We start from the raw sequence: 20,627 nt of genomic DNA on the forward strand, positions 1-20,627 counted from the left end.
CGGGGTTTTTTCGTAACCAAGCATACCACTTATATCGCCTACTGCCTGTCCACATCCTGGCCGCACAAAAGTTTCAATGCTCTTCCTTCTGCTGGAATGCGAATTAAGAGAAGCAAGGCAGCATTGCATAGAGTAGCAATAGCTGCCGTTTTTACTGCCCCAAAAATTAACGGAACTGCCAGCAATTCTATGGCTACTGCCAGATAATTAGGGTGCTTCATCAATCGATATGGTCCACTCTGAACAATCTTTTGGCCGGGAATTATTAAAATACGAGTATTCCAACAGCGCCCCAGACTGGTAATACACCAGTACCTAAGTAGTTGCGCACAAATAAATAGCCCCAGCCACCCTGGCCAGAAGGAGGCCAAGCCGCCTGCCACTCGGCCTTCGAAAACCCAGCCGACTAGCCAACCAAGATGGAGAATAAAAAAGAGGCAGTAATGCTCTGCCCCATATTCCTGTGCACCACAGGCCAGCGCCCAGCGGCGATTACTTTGAGCCAACATTAGTTCAGTCAGTCGCTGAAAGGTAATCAGAATAGCCATAGCAGCAATTGGCCACGCTACCATCTAAATAATACCTGTTCGGCACTGAAGCCTGGCCCCAAAGCCAACATCAGTCCATAATAGTTAGAGGGCTTAGCTGATGCCAGAAACCTTTCTAAAACAAACAATACCGAGGCACTCGACATATTGCCGTAAGCCGCTAGTACATTATAAGCGTGATCCAGCTTCGCTTGTGGAAGATCAAGGCTATCGGCATAAGCGCTAAGTACTTTAGCGCCCCCGGGATGCACAACATAATGCTCAACAGCCTCAAGCCCAATCCCATGCCGGTCACACATTCTGCCTACTAGTTCTGGTAAATACCGTCGAACAATATTTGGTATATCCCGCGAAAACCGCACTTTCAGTCCTCCCTCTACTACATCCCAGCCCATTATATCCTCAGTGTCAGGAAATAGAGTGCTATAGCTGTCAATAATGCTCGGCCCACCACCGTCAACTGCGATAACAGCCGCTGCCGCCCCATCAGCAAACAAGCTGGTACCGATAAGATTGGCTTTCGTATAATCTCCGCGCTGAAATGTTAAACTACATAGTTCAACAGCAACTAACAAAACAGCCGCTCCTTGAAGCGAACCGGCAAGCTGAGCCGCCCTGGCAACTCCCGTCACTCCACCGGCGCAGCCCAGCCCCCAGATCGGCAGCCGGGAGGTATGAGGGGACAAGCCTAATTGCTGGATAAGCCTGGTATCCAAGGTGGGAGTTGCTATTCCAGTTGACGAAACAAGCATAATCATTCCGATATCTGCCAACTCTACACCAGCCCGCTCAACGGCCTGGGTTGAGGCCTCTGCAGCAAGTTCAAAAGCAACTTGTTCATAAACTCTGTTAGCTTCAGCAAATGTATGCGGCTCAGCATACCATTCAAGCGGTTTAGACAGATGTCTTGCTGTGATTAAGCTATTCTCAAATACCGGCATTAACCGATCAAGATTATGGAGATTGTCGCGAAATAGCGAGGCGACATAAGCTTTAATATCCTCTTGCCGCAGGCAATAAGGCGGTACTGCCGTCCCCACCGACATAATTTGCGGAATTCCCACATATATCCCTCCTGCCTAACTTTAGAGTAATACTATAAAGCTATTACGGCAGAAGGAAAAAATACCTGTCAGGAAAAAATCTTTGGCAAATTATACGCGCAAGGGCTAGTGAAGCTGCATCTCTGGTGACTGATTACGGGACTGATCGCGGGATTCCTGTCTGATAGCATCCCCTTGAGACTGCCTATGGCTACCAGCGTAACGGATATTAGCAAACTCGGATAGGTCTCTATCAATAGAGACTAAGTCGCCGCGTTCCAAATCCTTTAATGCTTGCTTGCCAACTGCCTGGGTGGCAAGCTGCATTTCGACAGTACAGGAAGTTAGAAAATTAGCCAAATGCCTGGCGGCTTTGTCAACATCAAGTTTGTCAGTCATTTTTCCGGTATATAGCGCCATCTGGGAGGGTGGTGCTTGCGGCAATGTTTTGGCTACCTGAGTTTGCATTGCTGCCATCAGCGCAATGGTGCCAATATACACGGCGTCAGCACCCAGCGCCAAGGCCTTGAGAAAATGCCCCGGTGTCGTCAGTCCGCCTGCAATAATAACACTGAACCGGTCTCGGAGATTGTTTTCTTTCAGCCAGTCTATAGTTCTGACAAGTGTATGGAAGGTCGGCAAACCCACATTATCTTGTAATGTTGGATTTGATGACGCCGTGCCGCCTTCTGAGCCGTCAACGACAATATAGTCGGCCTGTGTTTGGGCAATGACAGCAAGTTCATACTCGATATAATCTGTTCCTGCTATTTTTACACCTACCGGCACATCATACTGAGCTTTCATATTATTGACCATGTTTATATAATCCTGGGGTGTTTGTTTGCCAGGCATCCGGGCGTAGACCGTGTTTCCCTGCCCTTCCTCCAAATGCCAGGCTTGCCTTAAGTGACGGCCAATTTTATTCGCAGGCATTGGTTCGTCAACAGCCCCGCCCCAAGCCCCCTGACCTAACTGAATTTCAATCGCATCCAGCCGGCTAAGCTGTTCCTGTCCACTCAGTTGTCCACCCCGGTGATACTGTCCTATCAGATATTTGGCCGCATCACGCTCTTCATTTGTCACAGCCGACTCGCCGGTATTTGTAGAGGTTCCGGCCATAGCGGCCCCCTTGGCCAAGGCCATCTTCATAAGCAGACTGAGCGATCCGCCGTAAGACATACCGGTAATCATGATAGGGATATCTAGCTGCAGGGGCCGCTTAGCAGTAGGACCAATCACTGTTTTTGTATCAACTTGTGTATAGTCTGGGTAAGGTAATTGAAATAGCTGCTTAGGATTAAGCAGTATTTTCTCCCATGGTGACAACACTATCGGGCTGCCTAATGGCCTAGTCAATTCTTTACCCAGTTCGGCCCGCATAGCTGCTTCCATGATAGCGCGTGGTGACAACTTCTCGGCCACTGTCACCATCAAAAACGGGTTATCAGGATAGTCTTCAGTAAGCATTTTAGCCATAGCCTCATCAGCCATAGGATCCATCATTTTCATCATCATCCAATTCAATAACAGGGCTACCACCTCCATATTCTATCCGATAGTCTACCCAATTTGCAGGAATACTTGTAAACAGCATCAGTTAGTAACAGGATAAATAATGATAAACTCCTCATAATAATGGTAACAAAACATTAGGAGGGGTTCTGATGAAAACCATATACAATACCAAACTTATACAAGCTGCGATTCTATTATTGCTGCTATGCAGCTTATTATTCGGTGGCTGCGCAAACATGAATCCCGTTGAGCCCCAAGGCCAGCCCACACCTACATCCCCGTCAAAGCAAACCACTGACGCTCAAGAGGTCAAAGTCACGTATAATTACGGCGATACTGGCCCGGTAGAGCTTTCGAACAACAATCTGGTAATGAAAGTAGGACAAAAACTAATCCTTGTTCCAGCTCCTGGTCTCGCAAAAAACACTCGCTTTACCTCCGCTAATGATAACTTTTTTGGCGATATCATGCAGCAAGAAGGCGATCAGACAAGCGGTCAGTTAGTCTTTGTAGCAAAAAAAGCGGGTAAAGGTAAACTTTTAGTTATTCCAAATGGAACTGAAACTGATAGAGCAACCGAACTGTGGGTAACGGTTCAATAGAGATTTTTCTAGCTGTGAAATAAGCAAGTAAAAAAGCCTGAGACTTTTCGATTCGCGAAAGTCTCAGGCTTTTAAAATATTAGCTAGTTCTTATAACGCCGTTTAATAGCCATAACAACCGGAACACTTATGGCGGTCGCAATCAGTGCCTCCGGCAGTCCATTCACTAAGGCTATGCCATAAATCACTTTGGCTGCCGCATCAAATCCAATCCCCCGTGCTTCGGCGAACTGGGCTGCGTACAAAAGATAAATCATAGTTAGCACGCCAAATGTGTTGGTGAGCGAACCAACGATAGCCCCTACACCAATTCGGATTCCATCATGTTTACTCCAGGTCCACTTGTATGCATAATAAGCAGTGATACCGATAAGCACGCGCGGTAATACTGATACCAGCGGGTTAATAAAGGCAAAAGAAAGAATATTAGGTGTGGTTAAATTCTGTATAATACTAAATAAGCCAAAAATCAGGCCGATCATGGCCCCAACAACCGGCCCCTCCAGAACAGCTCCAATAATGACCGGAATTTGCATAATTGTTGCTTTGGCTGTAGGCAGCGGAATAAAGCCAAAGCCTGAAAGCCCTAGTGTGATCGAGATGGCTGACAGCATTCCGATAATGGCAATCTGCCGTACACCAAACTTACTTGTACCTCGTAAAGTTTCTGTTTTTCCCATTACTCATTACCTCCGTTCTTATTCCCATTAGGATATAAGTCGATATTTTCAGAGCGTCTATACCGCCTAGTCTGGTTTCATTGAATACCAGCTATCTGGGCAGGCTGTTCTACTCCGCTTACATGTTACCACATTTAGTAGAATTTTTGTATAGGGTATTTACGCTTTTTGCACCATTTTTTATAGATAGATTTTTCAGAATAAAACCACTAATAGCAAAGCAAACCCTCAGATCCATCAAACATAAGGACTTACGTCTCCAGCTATCTCCTTTCAGGTATCAACAAGCAAATCAGGGTAGCAAATTGATTAAATAACGGCAACATCAATAAAGAAGAAAACAGGTTAAACAAGGTGTGAATAGCCGCCACTTGCCCACTAAAGTCCTGTGTTAAAATCTCAGCAGAAGCAATAAGAACAGGAGTTATCGAAAAAAAAAGCATAACTCCTAAAACATTCAGTACTATATGAGACAGGGCTACCCGCCTGGCGGCAATCGGCGCGGCAGCACTAAAAACGATCGAAGATACGCATGAACCAATATTATTGCCGTAGATCACATAGGCGGCTGTATTTATATCAACCAGCCCCAGATCAGCGAGCAGCATTAGCAGCGCGGTAGCAGCGCTGCTGGATTGAAATAGTATGGTCGCAATAATACCGCCCCAAATGCCATAAATAGGCTGAGATTTAGCCATAATTAGATACTCAGACATTGCCTCCAGCCGGGATAAACCGGAGATGCCTTCTACTAATAAATCCAAGCCGGCGAACATACTTAACAGCCCGGAAAAAGCCAAACCAACAAACCGTAATCTCCGGAAGATACTCAGCATCATTGAGAGTGCTAACAATGGAAGGATATATTCTAAAGGAACAGCTAAGTTTAGCAATTGCAACGTAGAGCACGTACCGATGTTGGCTCCCAAAATTATGCCCAAAGCCTGACGAAATGACATATAGTCAGCGCTCACCAGACCAATAGTAATTAGGCATACAGTTGTACTGCTTTGAAACAATGCGGCGGCTGCCGTACCCAGCACCAGACCACGCCAAGGAGTCTTAGTCAATTTTTCTAAGGCTGCATGCAAGCGGTGCCATAGCGCTTTTTTCAATCCATAGCGCATAACAAAGATACCGCCTAGCAGCATACTTAGTCCCAAAAAGACTTTTACCATAGCAAGCCCCTCCAACATGAGATTTCCGTTAATCTTATGTTGGAGGGGCTTGACGTATGTTTAACCTAAAGTTACCACTTTGCTATTAACAGGATATTATTATAAAACAACGAATATTGATTAATAGTTTAATCCCGCAACACAGCCACGAAAGGAGTTGAGCTTGATGCTCCGAACGCTTAGTAAACTAGCTGCAATGCTCCTGCTGAGCAAGAAGACTACAACTTGGTTTAGATTACTATTACATATTCCAATACCCTCCTTGCTCTTAGGTATTCGGGTCATACTCCACCCAAGATATCTCCTGGATTCGGCTCTAGTATTGTTCCTAACTATGTTCTCACCACTGGTAAGGCGAATCATCAAGTCTGAGCTATAACTAACAGTTCAAAGGGCAGCTGAGAATAATATTCTCAACGCCCTTCAGTAGTATTTTAATGTTTTCAGGCTTGAGGCTGCTGCTCAGCGCGGCAAGTCCTAGACATAGTAGTAAATAAGACCATGACTCCTAACAACAGCAGTACACTGCCCGTAAAAAGAAACACTGGTTTTATCCCGATCCAAGAACCGATCACTCCGCCAATCAGCGGTCCCACCATCGAACCGAGTTGATTGGCCGTTGTTGCCAGGCCAAAAACACGACCTTGGGAGCCTGCATCGGTACATGATACGGCAATGGTATTAATGGCTGGAAATACACCCACAATAAACAATCCATAGAGAAATTGCAGCAAACTAAATTGATAAATATCGTTTGCTAAAAACTGCCCCAGATTAAATACCCCTGCTCCCAGAAAAGCGATAACCATTATTTTAAAGAAGCCTTGACGCTGTCCCATTCGGCCCCATAAAGGGGCAGCAATCGCCCCCGCAAGGCCTGCTAAACTATACACTACCCCTGCTGTCAAGGCTACGCCTTCGAAACTTCCTTGTAATTGGGCTACATATAGTGTAATGAGCGGCTGCAAAATCATACTCACGGCCTGTACCGAAAATAGTAGCAGTAACATCTGGACTAGTTTTCGATTTTTTAACGCCACTTTCATATCATCTAACATGCTACCTTGAGGGGCCGCAGAGCAGGTTTCAGGTTCCTTCACTAGCAAACCTACTGTAATGGTACCAAGAAAAATGACTCCAGCTGCCACTACAAAAGATAAACGCATGCCAAAAACATGCGAAAGTGTCCCTCCAAGCAATGGTCCTAAAATCCCGCCAATGAGTAAAGTGGTTTGCATAAACCCCAGACTAAAACCCATTTTCTCTTTTGGTGTAGACGTGGCGACAATGGCCATAGCAGCCGGAACAAAACCGTTGGCAAACCCTTGCAGCAGTCTTACAATCAACAAATCGACCGGATTTCTGACAAATGCCCCTAAAAAGTATACTACCGCCAGACTAAAGCCGGCCCGCATCACCATGCGGCGCCGGCCACTCTTGTCTGCGCACCGCCCCCAGTAGGGAGCCATGACTGCTGCAACCAAAAATGTAATTGAAAATACAAGCCCTGACCACATGTTTACAGTTTCCGGACTTGCCCCGATATCCAGAAGGTACAGAGGCAAAAACGGGATAACCATTGTATAACTTGAGCCTGACAGCATAACAGCAAAAGCTAATGTCCAAAGATTTTTACGCCAATTCAACGAAAAGACTCCTCCCAAGATCCATTTTGGCCTATACCATAGTGCTTCGACTTTTCATTCGCAATACCTGCTGGTTTAGGTAAGAGCATGGGAGGCCAATTCTTCCTTCGTTAAATGCGAAATTGGTTAACAGTTTCTTGGAGCTCCTGTGCCATAGTAGCAAGGTTCTGACTGGCAGACGCAATTTCTTCTATTGAGGCTGATTGCTCTTCAGTGGCCGCCGATACAGTCTCAGCCTCCACCGCTGCCTTTTTGCTCAGATCATCAATCGTTTTCACAGAAGATACAAGCTGCTGATTACCATTATCCACCTGCACCATGGCAGAGGAAATCTTAGTTACTTGAGCTGATACTTGCATTACTAGCTCTGCAATCTCCCGGAAGGCGCTGCCAGCCTCATTCACTACCGCAGCCCCTACACTTACCTCGCGAGTTCCATGATCCATAGCACTAACGGCCTTATCGGTATCACCCTGGATTTCACCAATAAGATCAGCAATTTGTTTGGCTGCCTCCTGTGACTGTTCGGCCAGCTTGCGTACTTCCTCGGCGACAACAGCAAATCCTCTGCCTTGCTCACCCGCACGAGCTGCTTCGATGGCAGCATTTAGCGCCAACAGATTTGTCTGGCCGGCAATTCCAGATATCGTGTCTACAATCTGCCCGATCTCTTTTGACCGCTCCCCTAAGTTGGCAACTACCTTGGCTGAGTTGTTCACGGTTTGTTCAATAAGTGCCATCTGATTAACAGCCTTACCGATAGAGACACCGCTTTCTTTAGCTTTATCAGCTGCTTGAGCTGATTTAGTTACCGTTTGCTCAGCATCAATAGCCGCTTGTTTAATACTTACTGACATCTTTGCTACCATAGCAGCCGTTTCTTCGACAACACTTTGCTGCTGATGTGCTCCCTGCGCGATATCCGAGACTGAACCTGCCACTTGATTGGAGGCTTGAGCCGATTCATGCGAACTGGCAGTCAATTCTTCTGATGAAGCTGCCACCTGTTCGGCATTTGTATGAACGCTTAAAATCAAGGTGCGCAGGCTTTGGATCATTTTGTTAAAACCATCAGCAAGGTCAGCAATTTCATCTTTCCCCTCAGCCATTGCCTGTATAGTAAGATCACCTGAGGCAACCTTGTTGACTTGGCTGGCAAGGATTTCAATTGGCCTGGTTATCCGTTTCGCTATGATAAAAGTAATACCAGTCACTATAAGAACACAGGTAAAAGTAATAAGACCAAATAGCCATTTTAAATTGGCCAGCGGTTTGTAAATGACTTCTTCCGGAACATTTATAGCTAATGTCCAGTTTGTTGAAGGTACTTTTTGATAAACCATGAGAAATTCTTTACCGTTAAATCGATATGTAGTAAAGCCTTGTTCTTTGCCAAGCATATCTTTGAAGGCAGCAGACATCTCTTTCAGTTTATCTGCCTCAAGAATATTTTTAGACACTAATTCAGGGTCAGGATGGGCCAGCATGATTCCCTTAGCATCAAGTAAAAAGGCGTAGCCTTCTCCATGCAGATTAATGTCTTTTACATTATCAACAAGTGTCTTCAACAATATATCTTCACTAATAATGCCGCGGACTTGGCCTGATGAGCTTTTTAGCGGCATAGCCACTGATACGGCCATCTCCTTGGTTACCATATCCAAATATGGCTCGGTAAAGGTAAGCTTGCCCTGCTCTGTTGCCAGCTTGTACCATCCACGGATACGAGGATCATAATCAGCAGGTGGTGTCCAGCCGCTTCCGTCTACCATTTTCCCGGCAACCGAACCAAAATACATGTCAGATAACTCTTTGTCTACAGTCTTATAGCCTGCTAACATAGGAACTGTTATTTCACCGTCACCGACTGTGCTCTGGATGGTACCAACTGTGATCTCCAGCATTCTAGCTTTACTGATCAGCCAGCCATCGAGTTTGTTAACATGAGAATTAACGTTTGCCTTCATTTCTTCCTGGATTCCAGCTGAAACCTGTCCCTTAGTGAACATATAGCCGGAAATAGCTGACACTAAGAGAGTCATTACTGTTAGCAACGAAAAAAGCAGTGTCAGTTTAATCTTTAATTTCATGTTTTCCCCCCACATATTATATGCAACTACATTTCATAAGCTGACAATACGGCCCCATCACCTGCCATTCAACTAAAATAAGAAGCCTCCGGCACACTGAATGTCGAAAGCTTCTTTGCTTGTGGTTCATCAACGATTCCTATATGACAATATTCTACAATTTATGGGTAGGTTTGTAAATACCCTTAAGAGTACATTGTTCACCCTTTGTTAAAAGTATCGTTGTGCCTTTCCAAAAAGCTGGTATTAAAGTCCCCGCTTAAAAACACCTCATGCTCTAACAGCTTTTGGTGAAACGAAATCGTTGTATAAACCCCTTCAATAACAAACTCGGCTAATGCCCGTTTCATTCTCTCAATAGCTTCCTGCCGGGTTTTACCCCATACAATAACTTTTGCCACCATGGAATCATAGAAGGGGGAAATTTCACAACCGGGAAAAGCGGCACTGTCAACTCGTACGCCAAAGCCGCCTGGAGGCAGATACCTTTTGACTACCCCTGGCGATGGCATAAAATTGTTGTCCGGGTTTTCAGCATTAATCCGGCATTCAAGGGCCCAGCCGTTAATCTGTACATCTTCCTGGCTGACAGAGATCAGACCGCCAGCAGCCACATTGATTTGTTCTTTGATCAAATCAATGCCTGTGACCAACTCTGTTACTGGATGCTCTACTTGAATACGGGTGTTCATCTCCATAAAATAAAACCGACCATGCTTATCCAATAGAAACTCCACCGTTCCAGCACTATGATAATTCACCGCCTTCGCTGCCAAAACTGCGGCATAGCCCATTTGCTGCCGTAATACTGGATCAAGTGCAGGCGAGGGAGCTTCTTCTACAAGCTTCTGATGACGACGTTGAATCGAACAATCCCGTTCACCAAGGTATACTACATTGCCTTGTTTATCAGCAACAATCTGGATTTCAACATGTCTGGGATCGTCTAAATACTTTTCCAAATAAACTCCGGAATTACCAAACGCATTCTCGGCTTCCTTTTGCGCTTGACGAATGGCTTTTTTTAATTCTTCTTCATCTTTGGCCACTCTCATTCCTTTACCGCCACCGCCGGCTGTTGCCTTAACAATCACCGGATAACCGATGCTTTCGGCTACGCTGACAGCCATCTCCATATCTTCAATGAGCCCCTCTGTCCCAGGAAGAGTAGGAACACCCGCTTGTCTCATGGTTTCACGCGCAACAGCTTTAGCTCCCATTGCCCTTATCGCGTCAGCATCAGGACCGATAAATGTAATACCATAGCCGGCACAGATTTCAACAAAATCAGCATTTTCAGCAAGAAAACCATAACCGGGGTGAATGGCATCTGCTCGAGTAAAGGCAGCTACACTCATTAAACTGGGTATATTCAAATAACTGTTCTTGGCAACGACAGGCCCGATACAGTAAGCTTCATCAGCCATTTTTACATGTAAGGCTTGCCGGTCTACTTCCGAATAGACAGCAACTGTTGCTATTCCCATCTCACGGCAAGCTCTGATAATTCTAACAGCAATTTCTCCTCTGTTAGCAATCAGTACTTTTTTAAACATCATTATCCCCTCGTATTCTTCATATTCCTTGCGGGAGATCATACTGTATCTCTCTTATACTTGTCGTCAGCCATAATTATTTTTAAATTTTATAAAACACCAAATTGTTCATCCCTCACATCGGTGACAAACATATGTCCCGGAGCATGTGTAATCATAATCTCCGGTTTAACTTGCATAGCCACGGCTTGTGGAGTAACGCCGCATGCCCAGAAAACAGGAATCTCTCCATCTTTGATCGTAACGCTGTCACCAAAATCAGGCTGATGAATATTTTTAATACCGATACTCTCTGGATTACCAATATGTACCGGTGCCCCATGTACAGACGGAAAACGTGATGTTACCTGTACAGCCCGAATGACATCCTTTTCCGAAATCGGACGCATACTGACAACCAAGGGACCTTCGAACCGGCCTGCTTTTATGCATGGAATCTGGGTCTTATACATAGCCACATTACAATTTTCCTCAATATGGCGGATCGGAATGCCATTATTCATTAACGGATATTCAAACGTAAAACTGCACCCAAGCAGAAAAGCCACCATATCCTCTTCCCAGTATTTGACGATATCGGTTACTTCTTCAGCTAATTCACCATGCCGATATATCCTATACTTCGGGATGTCTGTTCTTAAATCTGCTCCGGGAGCTACCAGTCGCGGAATAGGTGAACCAGGCTCGGTTACATCAAGCACCGGGCAAGGCTTGGGATTGCGTTGACAAAATAGAAGAAACTCAAAAGCAAGCTCTTTTTTCAAAATTGCCAGGTTCGCTTGTGTAAAGCCGTTAGCCATTCCCGCTGTTGGCTTTGCCCATTTACCCTGACGAATCATCGACCGAACTGCAGCGGGACTCATAGTTGCAAAATCTCTCATTTTTCTACCCCCCTTTTGCTGTCAAAATTATGCTATTTGAACAGTTTCGGAATCTCATTGATAAGAGTATATCCACCCATATATGTCATCACTACAACAACCACACCGCCAAATATCGTCATCCATAACGGATGCTTGTAGTTTCCAACAATATTTTTCTTGTAAGCAGCAACCAAAATAGTACCCAGTGTAATAGGTAAAATCAAACCGTTGAGGGCCCCAACCAGGATTAATACCTTAACCGGTCTGCCTACCAAAGCAAATATCGCTGTTGAAACAATAATGAAACCAATAATTACCCATTTATTGTTCTTGTCTATCGTTGTACTGAATGACCGAATGAAAGATACCGATGTATACGCGGCGCCAATAACAGAGGTAATAGCCGCTGCCCACATAACAATGCCAAACAGTTTATAGCCGATATCGCCAGATGCCAGCTTAAATACCGACGCAGGCGGGTTAGCCGGATCAATAGCCAGTCCTTGGGCTACAACACCAAGTGCGGCTAAAAATAATATCACCCGCATAACTGCTGTAACCAAAATACCGGAAACAGAGCTTTTCGTTACTTCCGGCAAAGCATTAATACCGCGGATCCCTGCATCCAACAGACGATGTCCGCCAGCAAATGTGATATATCCGCCCACTGTACCGCCAACCAAGGTAACAATAGCCATCATATCGATCTCATCAGGGATAAAGCTTTTCACAACCGCTTGGCCTATAGGCGGTGCAGAAGAAATGGCAACATATAGGGTAAGACCAATCATACCGAAACCAGCAATCTGGGTAAATCGATCCATTGCTTTCCCCGCTTCTTTAACGAGAAATATCGCTATGGCAATAACTGCGCTCACTATGGCACCGTTTACCGGTGATACGCCAAATAAAACGTTAAATCCTAGTCCAGCTCCCGCAATATTGCCGATATTGAAAGCAAGACCGCCCAGCACAATCAGAAAAGCCACAAAGTAACCCAGTCCAGGGAAAACCATATTGGCAATATCTTGCCCTCGTTTCTCGGAGACGGCAATAATTCTCCAGACGTTCATCTGAGCACCAATATCCAAAATGATTGACACTAAAATACCAAACCCAAAGCTTGCCGCCAACTTTTGAGTAAATACAGTGGTCTGAGTTAAGAATCCAGGGCCAATGGCAGAAGTTGCCATCAGAAAGGCCGCACCTAATAATAAACTCCAGTTCGACTTTACTGCTACAGGTTTCTTATTATCTAGGTTTGTTATGTTTTTATCCAGTTCCATTTTTACATTCCTCCTTAATTATTGCTCTTTATTCATCGCCTGCTGCCCGAACGGAGATCTCAGAACGTGCAAGGAATTCGAGAATAAAATCTATAAGGGTTTTATTACAAACAGCGGCTGGCCGTATTCGACAAATTGTCCGTCTTTGACCAAAACCTCTGCAATCTCCCCGTCGATACCGGCTTCAATTTCGTTAAATAACTTCATGGCTTCCAGCACACAGACAATGGTGCCTGTCTGTACTTGCTGCCCCACCTTGACGAAAGGTTCGGCCCCTGGTTCGGGGGCGGCATAGAAAGTGCCAATCATAGGTGCTGGCAGCGTATGCAGCTTATACTCGACAGCCGCGACCGTCGTTTGAGCAGATCCCTGACAGAGACTGTCGGCTACAGCTGTCTGTTCTGCCTGAGCTAGTTGGATCTGGCTACCGCCCTTTACAATCACCAGCCTTGTCGCCTCTTGTTCTAGCTCAAAGCGGTTAATATCTGACTGATTAACCGCTTTAATTATTTCCAGTATCTCTTCAACTTTTAGCATTGTTTCACTCCTCACAGGCTATTTTAGCTTCAAACCAATGGCTGTTTGCAACTTTTTTATACTTTGTTCTCGTTCAAGGTGTAGCTTCCCGGCCTCGGAAACAGTAATTTCCTCAAACCTGACTTTGCCTCCCGGCTTAATCTGGGCAACCTTAGAAATATCCACCAGAGCTACCTGTCCAATCTTGGGATATCCCCCTGTTGTTTGCCGGTCGGCCATCAATACAATGGGATTGCCATCAGGCGGCACTTGGATGGTTCCCAAAGCTACTGCTTCCGAAACCATTTCCAACGGTTTTTCTAACATAAGCGCGGCACCTGATAACCGGTACCCCATTCTATCTGACTGTGATGTAACCTGAAATACGCTATCCCAAAGCTTGGCTTTACTCTCATCGGTAAACTTGTCAAACTGCCCGCCACGCAAAACCCTCACAACTGGCTCAGTGTCTGGCAGAATGTGTGCTTGACCTGCATACCACGAGGTCGAGATAACCGGGCCGCAGTCCGCCTGCTTGGTCAGATGCCGGATAACCTGAAGTGAAGCTGCCTGCGGTGGGTTAGTTTCCAGCACATCACCAGACTGTAGTGGGCGCCCTTGAAAACCGCCGATACCAGCCCGCAGATAGGTGCTTTTGCTGCCCATCACTTCACTGATACCATAGCCCCCCGCCACCGATAAATAGGCGCGACACCCTGACTTACAGCGACCAAATTTAAGCACACTACCTTTCTGTATGTATACCGGCCGCCATAATGGAACAGGCTTATCATCGACTGTGGGCGACAAGTCCCCACCGGTTATTGACATCAGGGTGTCTGCTTCTAGCTTGAGGGTAGGACCTATCAGCGTAATTTCTAGCACTGCCTCCCCCTCAGCATTTCCGACCAGCAGATTTGCTGCTCTAAGCGAGTAGGAATCCATGGCACCACTGACTATGACCCCGTATTTTTGATAGCCATATCTCCCCAAATCCTGAATGGTAGTGAGCAACCCGGGGCGAAGAACTGTTATGCTCATTGGCCTGCCCCCTTCAGCTTCCAATATTCTTCTAGAAGAATTGGCCGAAATTTTATCATATCGCCTGACTGCAGCAGGGTTGGCGGGTTGTCATTGGGACAAAACAGGTCTAGCGGCGTACGACCGATAAGCTGCCAACCACCTGGCGTCGTGATGGGATATACCCCTGTCTGCATGCCAGCAATGCCTACCGTTCCTGCCGGGATGGCCGGACGCGGTGAAGTACGGCGCGGGGCGGCAATGCGTTCGGACATGCCTCCCAGATAAGGAAAACCCGGGGCAAAGCCAAGCATGTAAACAAGATATTGACCGCCTGCATGAATCTCAATAACCTCATTTACCGTACGGCCATTATGCTGTGCCACAAACTCCAGATCAGGCCCAAACTCTCCGCCGTAACAGACGGGAATTTCCACAATTCTGGGCTTAACCTCCTCTTGCTGCTCCAGCGTATTCACAATCTCCTGCAGCAGTGAAGCCGCTGCTTCACAAGTGAGTTTTATAGGATCATAAAAGACGGTAACACTGGCAAACGCTGCAACATATTCCACCATTCCCGCAAAGGGATATTGATCAAGATAGTCATTTAACGCTTTTACCTTCCGGTGCAGCTCTGGATGAATGCCTTTCCCGAATTCAACCATAATGGCCGTTTCGCCAAAAGGCACCAGGACGGCGGCTGATTGACAATCAGCCATGGTTTGATTCAAATTCATCACCCCGTTATACAAAACTATTTTGTCCTACATTTATCGATTTACTTGCCTATAGACTGAACACAAATGCCTGCCCTTTCAAGGACTTCCCGGATGTGCCGGGCAAACGCCAATGCCTCAGGGCCGTCGCCGTGGATGCAGACAGTATCTGCCTGAATCGCAATATCGGTTCCCTGCTGTGATGTTACTTTGCCTTCTCTGACCATACGAACTACCTGAGCCACCGCCTTTTCATGCCCGGCGATCAGCGCGTCTGGCTGACTACGCGGCGTCAATGATCCATCCGGTTGGTAGGTTCGGTCAGCAAATACTTCGTGCGCAGTTTTAATGCCGATTTTTTCTCCCGCCTTGACTAGCTCACCACCTGAAAGGCCAAACAAGATTAGCGTAGGGTCAATTTTATACATGGCTTCAGCGATGGCTTCAGCCAATCCCTTATTCTTAGCCGCCATATTATACAGAGCACCGTGCGGCTTTACATGCTGCATTGTGCCACCTTGCGCTTTGACAAACCCGGCTAGCGCGCCAATCTGATAAATAACCAGGTCATACGCTTCCTGCGGCGAAATCACCATATCGCGGCGGCCAAAACCATTCAAATCAGGAAGTCCCGGATGCGCCCCGATAGCAACACCATTTTTAAGAGCAAGGTCAACCGTTTTGCGCATAACTGTCGGATCGCCGGCGTGAAAACCGCAGGCAATATTGGCTGAAGTAACAAATGGCAATATATCTTCGTCTACTCCAATTTTGTAGGCGCCAAAACTTTCTCCCAGATCGCAATTCAAATCAACCCGGTACATGCTCATTCACTCCTTTTTCTTTCATATATAATACAAAACAAAAAGGACACACCAAACAAACATTTATTTGTTTGAAGCGCCCTTGCTTCTTTACATTATTACTGATTTACTTGTTTTTTATCATACCACCGTAAACCGCGTGCGTAAAATTGAAAAATTAAATAGGGCAGTTCAATTTTCTTGAACTGCCCTATTTTGAGTGCGCGGCAATCATGTTGTAGGTTTGTTGCTCATATTGCAAAGCTTTGATAGCGTCCTGCTCAGCAACAGCTGTAAATCGGATTTTGTCACCAGGCTTCGCTTGTGCCAACTTGGACAAATCGACGCGGATTACATAGCCGATTTTTGCAAAACCACGGGTAGTATGATGATCGGCAGTCACAATAAACGGTCTCCCGTTTGAAGCGATTTGAATAGCGCCCAAACCCACGGCATCTGAAACAATATCGGCCTCTTTCCCCAGAGGTAGAATCTTGGGTCCTTTCAGCGGATAGCCTGCCCGGTCAGCTTGACCGGCAATCGTATAGGCACTATTAAAAAATGTTTGGATTGCATTGCCTGTAAACATATTGTCCTGCGGACCAAGAAGTACCCGCAAGTTAACTTCAGGGGTATACTGCGGCATATATTGGCTTTGCAGCCTTCTCGGTCCAGTGGGGGCAGCACTGTCCTGACCAACATACAAGACATCCCCCTGGCGTAAGGCCCTTCCTTCATACCCTCCGATTTTCGCCCGCGTATATGTTGACCGGCTGCCCAGCACCGGCGGCACTTCAATCCCGCCCCGAATAGCCAAATAGGTACGACAGCCGCTTATCGCAGCATCAAACCTAAGTTCCCCCTGTTTGGGAACAAAAAAAGACGACCAGTTACTGATAAGCTTGCCATTGAGCTTCCCCTGCATATCGGCGCCACAAACGGCTACAAACTGTTCTTGGTCAAATTTGAAGGCTGCACCAGAGTCCGTCATCTCAATGACCGCGGCAGTCTCTTGATTACCTGCAAGTATATTGGCTATTCGGTAGGCATATCTATCCATCGCGCCGGCAATAGGCATGCCGTACGCCTGATACCCCCACCGCCCTTCATCTTGAATTGTAGTAAAATAGCCCTGCTGAAGAGTAGTTATCAGTGACCTTCACCCCCTTGTCCTAAGTGACCAACTTGGAGTGTATAGAGGCCTGCCGCCACTTCCCGGCGGATTGTAAAGTATTCATCAATTCCAATATCTACAAATTGTACATAATCACCGGCAGCAACAAGAAACGGATTGCTGCGGTTGGGATCAAATGCTTTTAGGGGAGTCCGCCCAATTAGCCACCACTCACCTGGACTCTCAATCGGGTAAAAACCAGTTTGGTTACCGCCAATGCCTACCGAACCAGCCGGCACCTGATTGCGTGGGGTTTCCTGCCGTGGTACGACAAGCTGTTCCGGCAGACCTCCCAGATAAGGAAATCCAGGTGTAAATCCAAGCATGTATACCAGGTACGGTTTTGCAGTATGGGCTGCGATTACCTCACGAACTGGCAAACCGATGTACTTAGCCACAAACTCCAAGTCTGGCCCTAATACTCCACCATAACAAACAGGCACATAAACAACACGGGCTGGTACACACTCTGTTTCCATCGGCTTAAGCTGCCCAAGGAATTGACGAATCAGCTTGGTCAATTCCTCCCGGGTAAGGGTTAACGGGTCAAAATACACCGCTACTGACCGGTATGTTGGTACAATCTCCAGTATGCCTTGGCGGTTGTTGTCAGTAAGCAGCCGGGTAAGTTGCAGCACAAGCGCATTAACTTCTGGCGAAATGACCGCTCCCAGTTCGACTACCAATCCATATTCACCGGCAATCATTAATTTGATATCCTGTAACATATTCATTCCGGGTCAACCCGCTTAAGTAATCTTTCCTGAACCAATTTGATAAAAGCCCTTATTGCATGAGAATGCCATTTATCCTTGTGATACACCAAGTAGGCGTTTGTCTTAAGATCAGCCCCCTGCCACCGCAAGGCAGTCAATAATCCGGCTTCAATTTCTTCTTTAACCACCACCAATGGCAGTATAGCTATACCTAAATTACTGATGACAAACTGCTTAATGGTTTGAATTTGGCCTATTTCCAATACTGTTCTTGCCTGGACATCGGCTTTTATTAATATTTCTTCCAATGCCATCCGGTAATTGCTGCCTGAATCAGTAAAAACAAAGGTCTGTCCCTGCAAATCTTTCACCTTTACCTGTTTCTGTTTAGCGAGCGTGTGCTTAGGCGAAGCTACCATGACGATGGGCTCAGGCCAAAGTAACTGTCCCACCAAATCGGCGTCCCGAATGTTTTTTTCCAGACAAAAAGCAAGATCCATCATGTTTTTCCGTAATAAAGTGCGAAACTCGCTGGCAATACCAAGCTGCAGCTTCAATCCTACATCAGGATACAGTGAGGAATACTCTTTCAATACATCGGTTAGATAATATACGCATAATGATTCAGGCATACCAATGACAATCGGCCCTCGGGGCACTTGAAAATTGTCGAATTCATTTTTTGCATCATCAGCTAGTTTAGCAATTTGTTCAGCATAATCATACAGCCTTTCGCCGTCAGTTGTCAGCATTAGCTGATGCCCAAACCGTTCGAAAAGAGCGGTGTCCAGCTCTTTTTCCAACAGTTGAATATGAGTAGTGACAGTAGACTGCGTGTAGCCCAAAAACTGTGCTGTCTGTGAAAAACTACCCAGTTTTACGATAGTGATAAAAGTCTTTAATTGTCGAATTTCCAAGAAGCCAGCCCTCCCTATAACTGGGCGTTATCCAACTGAATCAACTAATACGCCATCAAGCAAATCAAACCCTGCAATTGTCCTTCGGTTTATTGTAACCCCTTTTTTGCGGCAGATGTTCACATATACTATAAACGCATTCTCTAAAAGCTCAATATGATTCTCCAATCCATGTACAGTTGCGCCATGATAGCGCTGATAGAAGGTGTCATCTTGACTGGATTTCCCGTCTTGCGAGTTAGCATGAAGATATTCCTGTATTAGTACGTTAAGAATAATCTGCCAGCCGCCAATCCCCTTTTGCGCAAGGGAAATCGTCTTGCGGTCAAAAGTAATATAATTTTTCCCATCGGTCCAAGCTTTTGCAGTATCAGACACACCCAGGTCGATACGCCTTGGAGTAAGCAGTCCTCCACTATTGCTGTCGCTGTCTATTACACTGAGAATATTCCGAGAAACATGATTTAGAGTGGCGATGGTTGCCTGCTCTTCCTTGGTCCATTCGTCAGGCGGCACTGGCATGCGTAATTCGGAAAGCTCAGTGCAGATATCCTTGAAGCTTTCAAAAGTCGCGGGTATGGCTTCTTTATACCAGGGATAGATACCAGACATCCCTCTTTTTATCTGTTCCGCAAACTCCCTTACACTTTCAGCGCCAAAACGCTCTAATACAGACGGTGTAACGATAAAACCACGCTTCGAACGGTGGATATACTCAGCCAGTGTGTTTCCCGGTTCAGCCACAGATATCGGTTTGTGGCCCCACAGCAATGCTGGAGCAATATCACTGAGGACATGATATTTACCTAAAACATCTTGTATAAGCTTGGCATTCTTAACTGTATGAGTATCAAGCTCGCCAGCAAGAAACAGATGAATCATATTATTTCTCTTGGCAGTTGTCATCCGTTCCCGCTGACTTTTTCCTGCCGCCTCGTGCTGCAAAAAAGGCTTAATCTGCTTCCAGACCTCACACTCGCTGATAAGAATGTCATTACGCGCCATATTAAGCGAGAGTCTCACCCCAGGCTTGGTAACAACAATCCCACCGCAGCCAATCTGATACGCAGGAAAGCGTCTTACGAAAAAACCAAGATTGTAGACAAAGAGATCTCCTGTCTCACGTATCTTGATCCAAGCATCAGGAGTGTCGTGAGTCCACTTCTCCTTGGCTGAATCTTTGCTGATGCGCTTTCCGTTGAGCATGACAGGAATAGGTACATATTTGACAAGTTCCTTGCATTCCCGCTCAAACGTAAATAGATCGTTAGCACTTAGCGGTTCATAAAACCTACCTTCAATTACAAGTCCCACCTGCTGTGGAAGACCATCAATCAATTCATAATCTAGGCCTTTATTCTTTATATCAACATCCATCCGGAAGCTATTCGTTGTCCATACTGTAGAGCAGAAATTCCAGAGCTGCGCCCGGCCAATACCGAACTGGCCAAACGTCCTGTCAACGCCTTGGTGATCAAAGCCAAATACCTCAAAGCATTGCTCAATTTCTTCCCGTGTTCTAAAACCACGTCCGTTGTCACTGATGATGAGCTTTTCTTGTGTTGCAACAATATTTATTGCTGTTGCACCGGCATCAACGCTATTCATAATACATTCACCGACGCTTTTTGCCAGTGTTCCAGCCTGGGCTTTAATAAGAGAATAAATGATATCAGGTGCCACAGTAAATTTTCGAATATTAATTGTTTTATCGATCACTCTATGTTCCTCCTCAGTTATACTGCTCCAGCCAAA

At 45.9% G+C, this 20,627-nt stretch carries 19 protein-coding genes; 1 reads left to right on the forward strand and 18 read right to left on the reverse strand.

Features of this window, described 5'->3' with window-relative positions; translation table 11 throughout:
- Nucleotides 1-38 precede the first annotated feature (38 nt).
- The 3 genes from B9A22_RS06325 to B9A22_RS06335 all read right to left on the reverse strand — a co-directional run bounded on the left by B9A22_RS06325 (nucleotide 39) and on the right by B9A22_RS06335 (nucleotide 3,109).
- Nucleotides 39-572, reverse strand: coding sequence for an isoprenylcysteine carboxyl methyltransferase family protein (locus tag B9A22_RS06325; protein ID WP_084574863.1), 534 nt, complete (start codon nucleotides 570-572; stop codon nucleotides 39-41).
- A complete protein-coding gene (locus B9A22_RS06330; protein ID WP_139796187.1) occupies nucleotides 566-1,612 on the reverse strand; it encodes a type III polyketide synthase in 1,047 nt (348 codons plus the stop codon). Before B9A22_RS06330 ends, B9A22_RS06325 begins: the two co-directional genes overlap by 7 nt.
- A 105-nt stretch (nucleotides 1,613-1,717) precedes the next feature.
- Nucleotides 1,718-3,109: an FMN-binding glutamate synthase family protein gene (locus B9A22_RS06335; protein WP_245823845.1), complete on the reverse strand. Its 1,392-nt coding sequence runs from the start codon at nucleotides 3,107-3,109 to the stop codon at nucleotides 1,718-1,720.
- A 149-nt stretch (nucleotides 3,110-3,258) separates the two neighbouring features.
- Between B9A22_RS06335 and B9A22_RS06340 the strand changes: the two genes are divergently transcribed.
- The gene (locus B9A22_RS06340; protein ID WP_084574864.1) at nucleotides 3,259-3,711 is read left to right on the forward strand and encodes a hypothetical protein; all 453 of its coding nucleotides are present in this window, start codon (nucleotides 3,259-3,261) and stop codon (nucleotides 3,709-3,711) included.
- Nucleotides 3,712-3,794: 83 nt separating this feature from the next.
- Here the strand turns inward: B9A22_RS06340 and B9A22_RS06345 are convergent, their stop codons facing one another.
- The 15 genes from B9A22_RS06345 to B9A22_RS06415 all read right to left on the reverse strand — a co-directional run bounded on the left by B9A22_RS06345 (nucleotide 3,795) and on the right by B9A22_RS06415 (nucleotide 20,591).
- Nucleotides 3,795-4,391, reverse strand: coding sequence for an ECF transporter S component (locus B9A22_RS06345; RefSeq protein WP_084574865.1), 597 nt, complete (start codon nucleotides 4,389-4,391; stop codon nucleotides 3,795-3,797).
- 263 nt (nucleotides 4,392-4,654) lie between these two features.
- Nucleotides 4,655-5,569: a Na/Pi cotransporter family protein gene (locus tag B9A22_RS06350; protein WP_245823846.1), complete on the reverse strand. Its 915-nt coding sequence runs from the start codon at nucleotides 5,567-5,569 to the stop codon at nucleotides 4,655-4,657.
- Between the two features lie 443 nt (nucleotides 5,570-6,012).
- Complete coding sequence (locus B9A22_RS06355) at nucleotides 6,013-7,215, reverse strand: MFS transporter (protein ID WP_084574867.1); 1,203 nt, start codon at nucleotides 7,213-7,215, stop codon at nucleotides 6,013-6,015.
- A gap of 110 nt (nucleotides 7,216-7,325) precedes the next feature.
- Nucleotides 7,326-9,305 (reverse strand): methyl-accepting chemotaxis protein, encoded by a 1,980-nt coding sequence (locus B9A22_RS06360; protein ID WP_176215417.1) that lies wholly within the window; start codon nucleotides 9,303-9,305, stop codon nucleotides 7,326-7,328.
- A 200-nt stretch (nucleotides 9,306-9,505) separates the two neighbouring features.
- Nucleotides 9,506-10,864 (reverse strand): acetyl-CoA carboxylase biotin carboxylase subunit, encoded by a 1,359-nt coding sequence (gene accC, locus B9A22_RS06365; protein WP_425441409.1) that lies wholly within the window; start codon nucleotides 10,862-10,864, stop codon nucleotides 9,506-9,508.
- A gap of 86 nt (nucleotides 10,865-10,950) precedes the next feature.
- Nucleotides 10,951-11,742, reverse strand: a complete 792-nt coding sequence (locus B9A22_RS06370; RefSeq protein WP_084574869.1) for a putative hydro-lyase — start codon at nucleotides 11,740-11,742, stop codon at nucleotides 10,951-10,953.
- A 32-nt stretch (nucleotides 11,743-11,774) separates the two neighbouring features.
- Nucleotides 11,775-13,010, reverse strand: coding sequence for an NRAMP family divalent metal transporter (locus B9A22_RS06375; protein ID WP_084574870.1), 1,236 nt, complete (start codon nucleotides 13,008-13,010; stop codon nucleotides 11,775-11,777).
- Between the two features lie 90 nt (nucleotides 13,011-13,100).
- Nucleotides 13,101-13,547, reverse strand: a complete 447-nt coding sequence (gene accB / locus B9A22_RS06380; RefSeq protein ID WP_084574871.1) for an acetyl-CoA carboxylase biotin carboxyl carrier protein — start codon at nucleotides 13,545-13,547, stop codon at nucleotides 13,101-13,103.
- Nucleotides 13,548-13,565: 18 nt separating this feature from the next.
- On the reverse strand, nucleotides 13,566-14,567 hold the full coding sequence (locus tag B9A22_RS06385) for a 5-oxoprolinase subunit C family protein (RefSeq protein ID WP_084574872.1): 1,002 nt from the start codon (nucleotides 14,565-14,567) through the stop codon (nucleotides 13,566-13,568).
- Nucleotides 14,564-15,283: a 5-oxoprolinase subunit PxpB gene (gene pxpB, locus B9A22_RS06390; protein ID WP_139796188.1), complete on the reverse strand. Its 720-nt coding sequence runs from the start codon at nucleotides 15,281-15,283 to the stop codon at nucleotides 14,564-14,566. The genes B9A22_RS06385 and pxpB (B9A22_RS06390) overlap by 4 nt, the downstream gene beginning before the upstream one ends.
- A gap of 41 nt (nucleotides 15,284-15,324) precedes the next feature.
- A complete protein-coding gene (locus B9A22_RS06395) occupies nucleotides 15,325-16,086 on the reverse strand; it encodes a LamB/YcsF family protein (protein WP_084574874.1) in 762 nt (253 codons plus the stop codon).
- A 190-nt stretch (nucleotides 16,087-16,276) separates the two neighbouring features.
- Complete coding sequence (locus tag B9A22_RS06400) at nucleotides 16,277-17,218, reverse strand: 5-oxoprolinase subunit C family protein (RefSeq protein ID WP_084574875.1); 942 nt, start codon at nucleotides 17,216-17,218, stop codon at nucleotides 16,277-16,279.
- Nucleotides 17,215-17,973 carry a 5-oxoprolinase subunit PxpB gene (gene pxpB / locus B9A22_RS06405; protein ID WP_217805891.1) on the reverse strand — a complete coding sequence of 253 codons (759 nt, stop codon included), beginning with the start codon at nucleotides 17,971-17,973 and terminating at the stop codon, nucleotides 17,215-17,217. The genes B9A22_RS06400 and pxpB (B9A22_RS06405) overlap by 4 nt, the downstream gene beginning before the upstream one ends.
- Nucleotides 17,970-18,872, reverse strand: coding sequence for a LysR family transcriptional regulator (locus B9A22_RS06410; RefSeq protein WP_084574876.1), 903 nt, complete (start codon nucleotides 18,870-18,872; stop codon nucleotides 17,970-17,972). Before B9A22_RS06410 ends, pxpB (B9A22_RS06405) begins: the two co-directional genes overlap by 4 nt.
- A gap of 27 nt (nucleotides 18,873-18,899) precedes the next feature.
- Nucleotides 18,900-20,591 (reverse strand): ATP-binding protein, encoded by a 1,692-nt coding sequence (locus B9A22_RS06415; RefSeq protein WP_084574877.1) that lies wholly within the window; start codon nucleotides 20,589-20,591, stop codon nucleotides 18,900-18,902.
- Nucleotides 20,592-20,627: the final 36 nt, after the last annotated feature.

The organism is Sporomusa malonica, from assembly GCF_900176355.1.
Lineage (GTDB): Bacteria > Bacillota > Negativicutes > Sporomusales > Sporomusaceae > Sporomusa > Sporomusa malonica.

Bases quoted from the DNA above. Each gene is read 5' to 3' on its own strand.
- B9A22_RS06360 (WP_176215417.1), bottom strand. From the start codon at position 9,305: ATGAAATTAAAGATTAAACTGACACTGCTTTTTTCGTTGCTAACAGTA.
- B9A22_RS06340 (WP_084574864.1), top strand. From the start codon at position 3,259: ATGAAAACCATATACAATACCAAACTTATACAAGCTGCGATTCTATTA.
- B9A22_RS06370 (WP_084574869.1), bottom strand. From the start codon at position 11,742: ATGAGAGATTTTGCAACTATGAGTCCCGCTGCAGTTCGGTCGATGATT.
- accC (WP_425441409.1), bottom strand. From the start codon at position 10,864: ATGATGTTTAAAAAAGTACTGATTGCTAACAGAGGAGAAATTGCTGTT.
- pxpB (WP_217805891.1), bottom strand. From the start codon at position 17,973: ATGAATATGTTACAGGATATCAAATTAATGATTGCCGGTGAATATGGA.
- pxpB (WP_139796188.1), bottom strand. From the start codon at position 15,283: ATGAATTTGAATCAAACCATGGCTGATTGTCAATCAGCCGCCGTCCTG.
- B9A22_RS06375 (WP_084574870.1), bottom strand. From the start codon at position 13,010: ATGGAACTGGATAAAAACATAACAAACCTAGATAATAAGAAACCTGTA.
- B9A22_RS06385 (WP_084574872.1), bottom strand. From the start codon at position 14,567: ATGAGCATAACAGTTCTTCGCCCCGGGTTGCTCACTACCATTCAGGAT.
- B9A22_RS06325 (WP_084574863.1), bottom strand. From the start codon at position 572: ATGGTAGCGTGGCCAATTGCTGCTATGGCTATTCTGATTACCTTTCAG.
- B9A22_RS06350 (WP_245823846.1), bottom strand. From the start codon at position 5,569: ATGGTAAAAGTCTTTTTGGGACTAAGTATGCTGCTAGGCGGTATCTTT.
- accB (WP_084574871.1), bottom strand. From the start codon at position 13,547: ATGCTAAAAGTTGAAGAGATACTGGAAATAATTAAAGCGGTTAATCAG.
- B9A22_RS06345 (WP_084574865.1), bottom strand. From the start codon at position 4,391: ATGGGAAAAACAGAAACTTTACGAGGTACAAGTAAGTTTGGTGTACGG.
- B9A22_RS06335 (WP_245823845.1), bottom strand. From the start codon at position 3,109: ATGATGATGAAAATGATGGATCCTATGGCTGATGAGGCTATGGCTAAA.
- B9A22_RS06395 (WP_084574874.1), bottom strand. From the start codon at position 16,086: ATGTACCGGGTTGATTTGAATTGCGATCTGGGAGAAAGTTTTGGCGCC.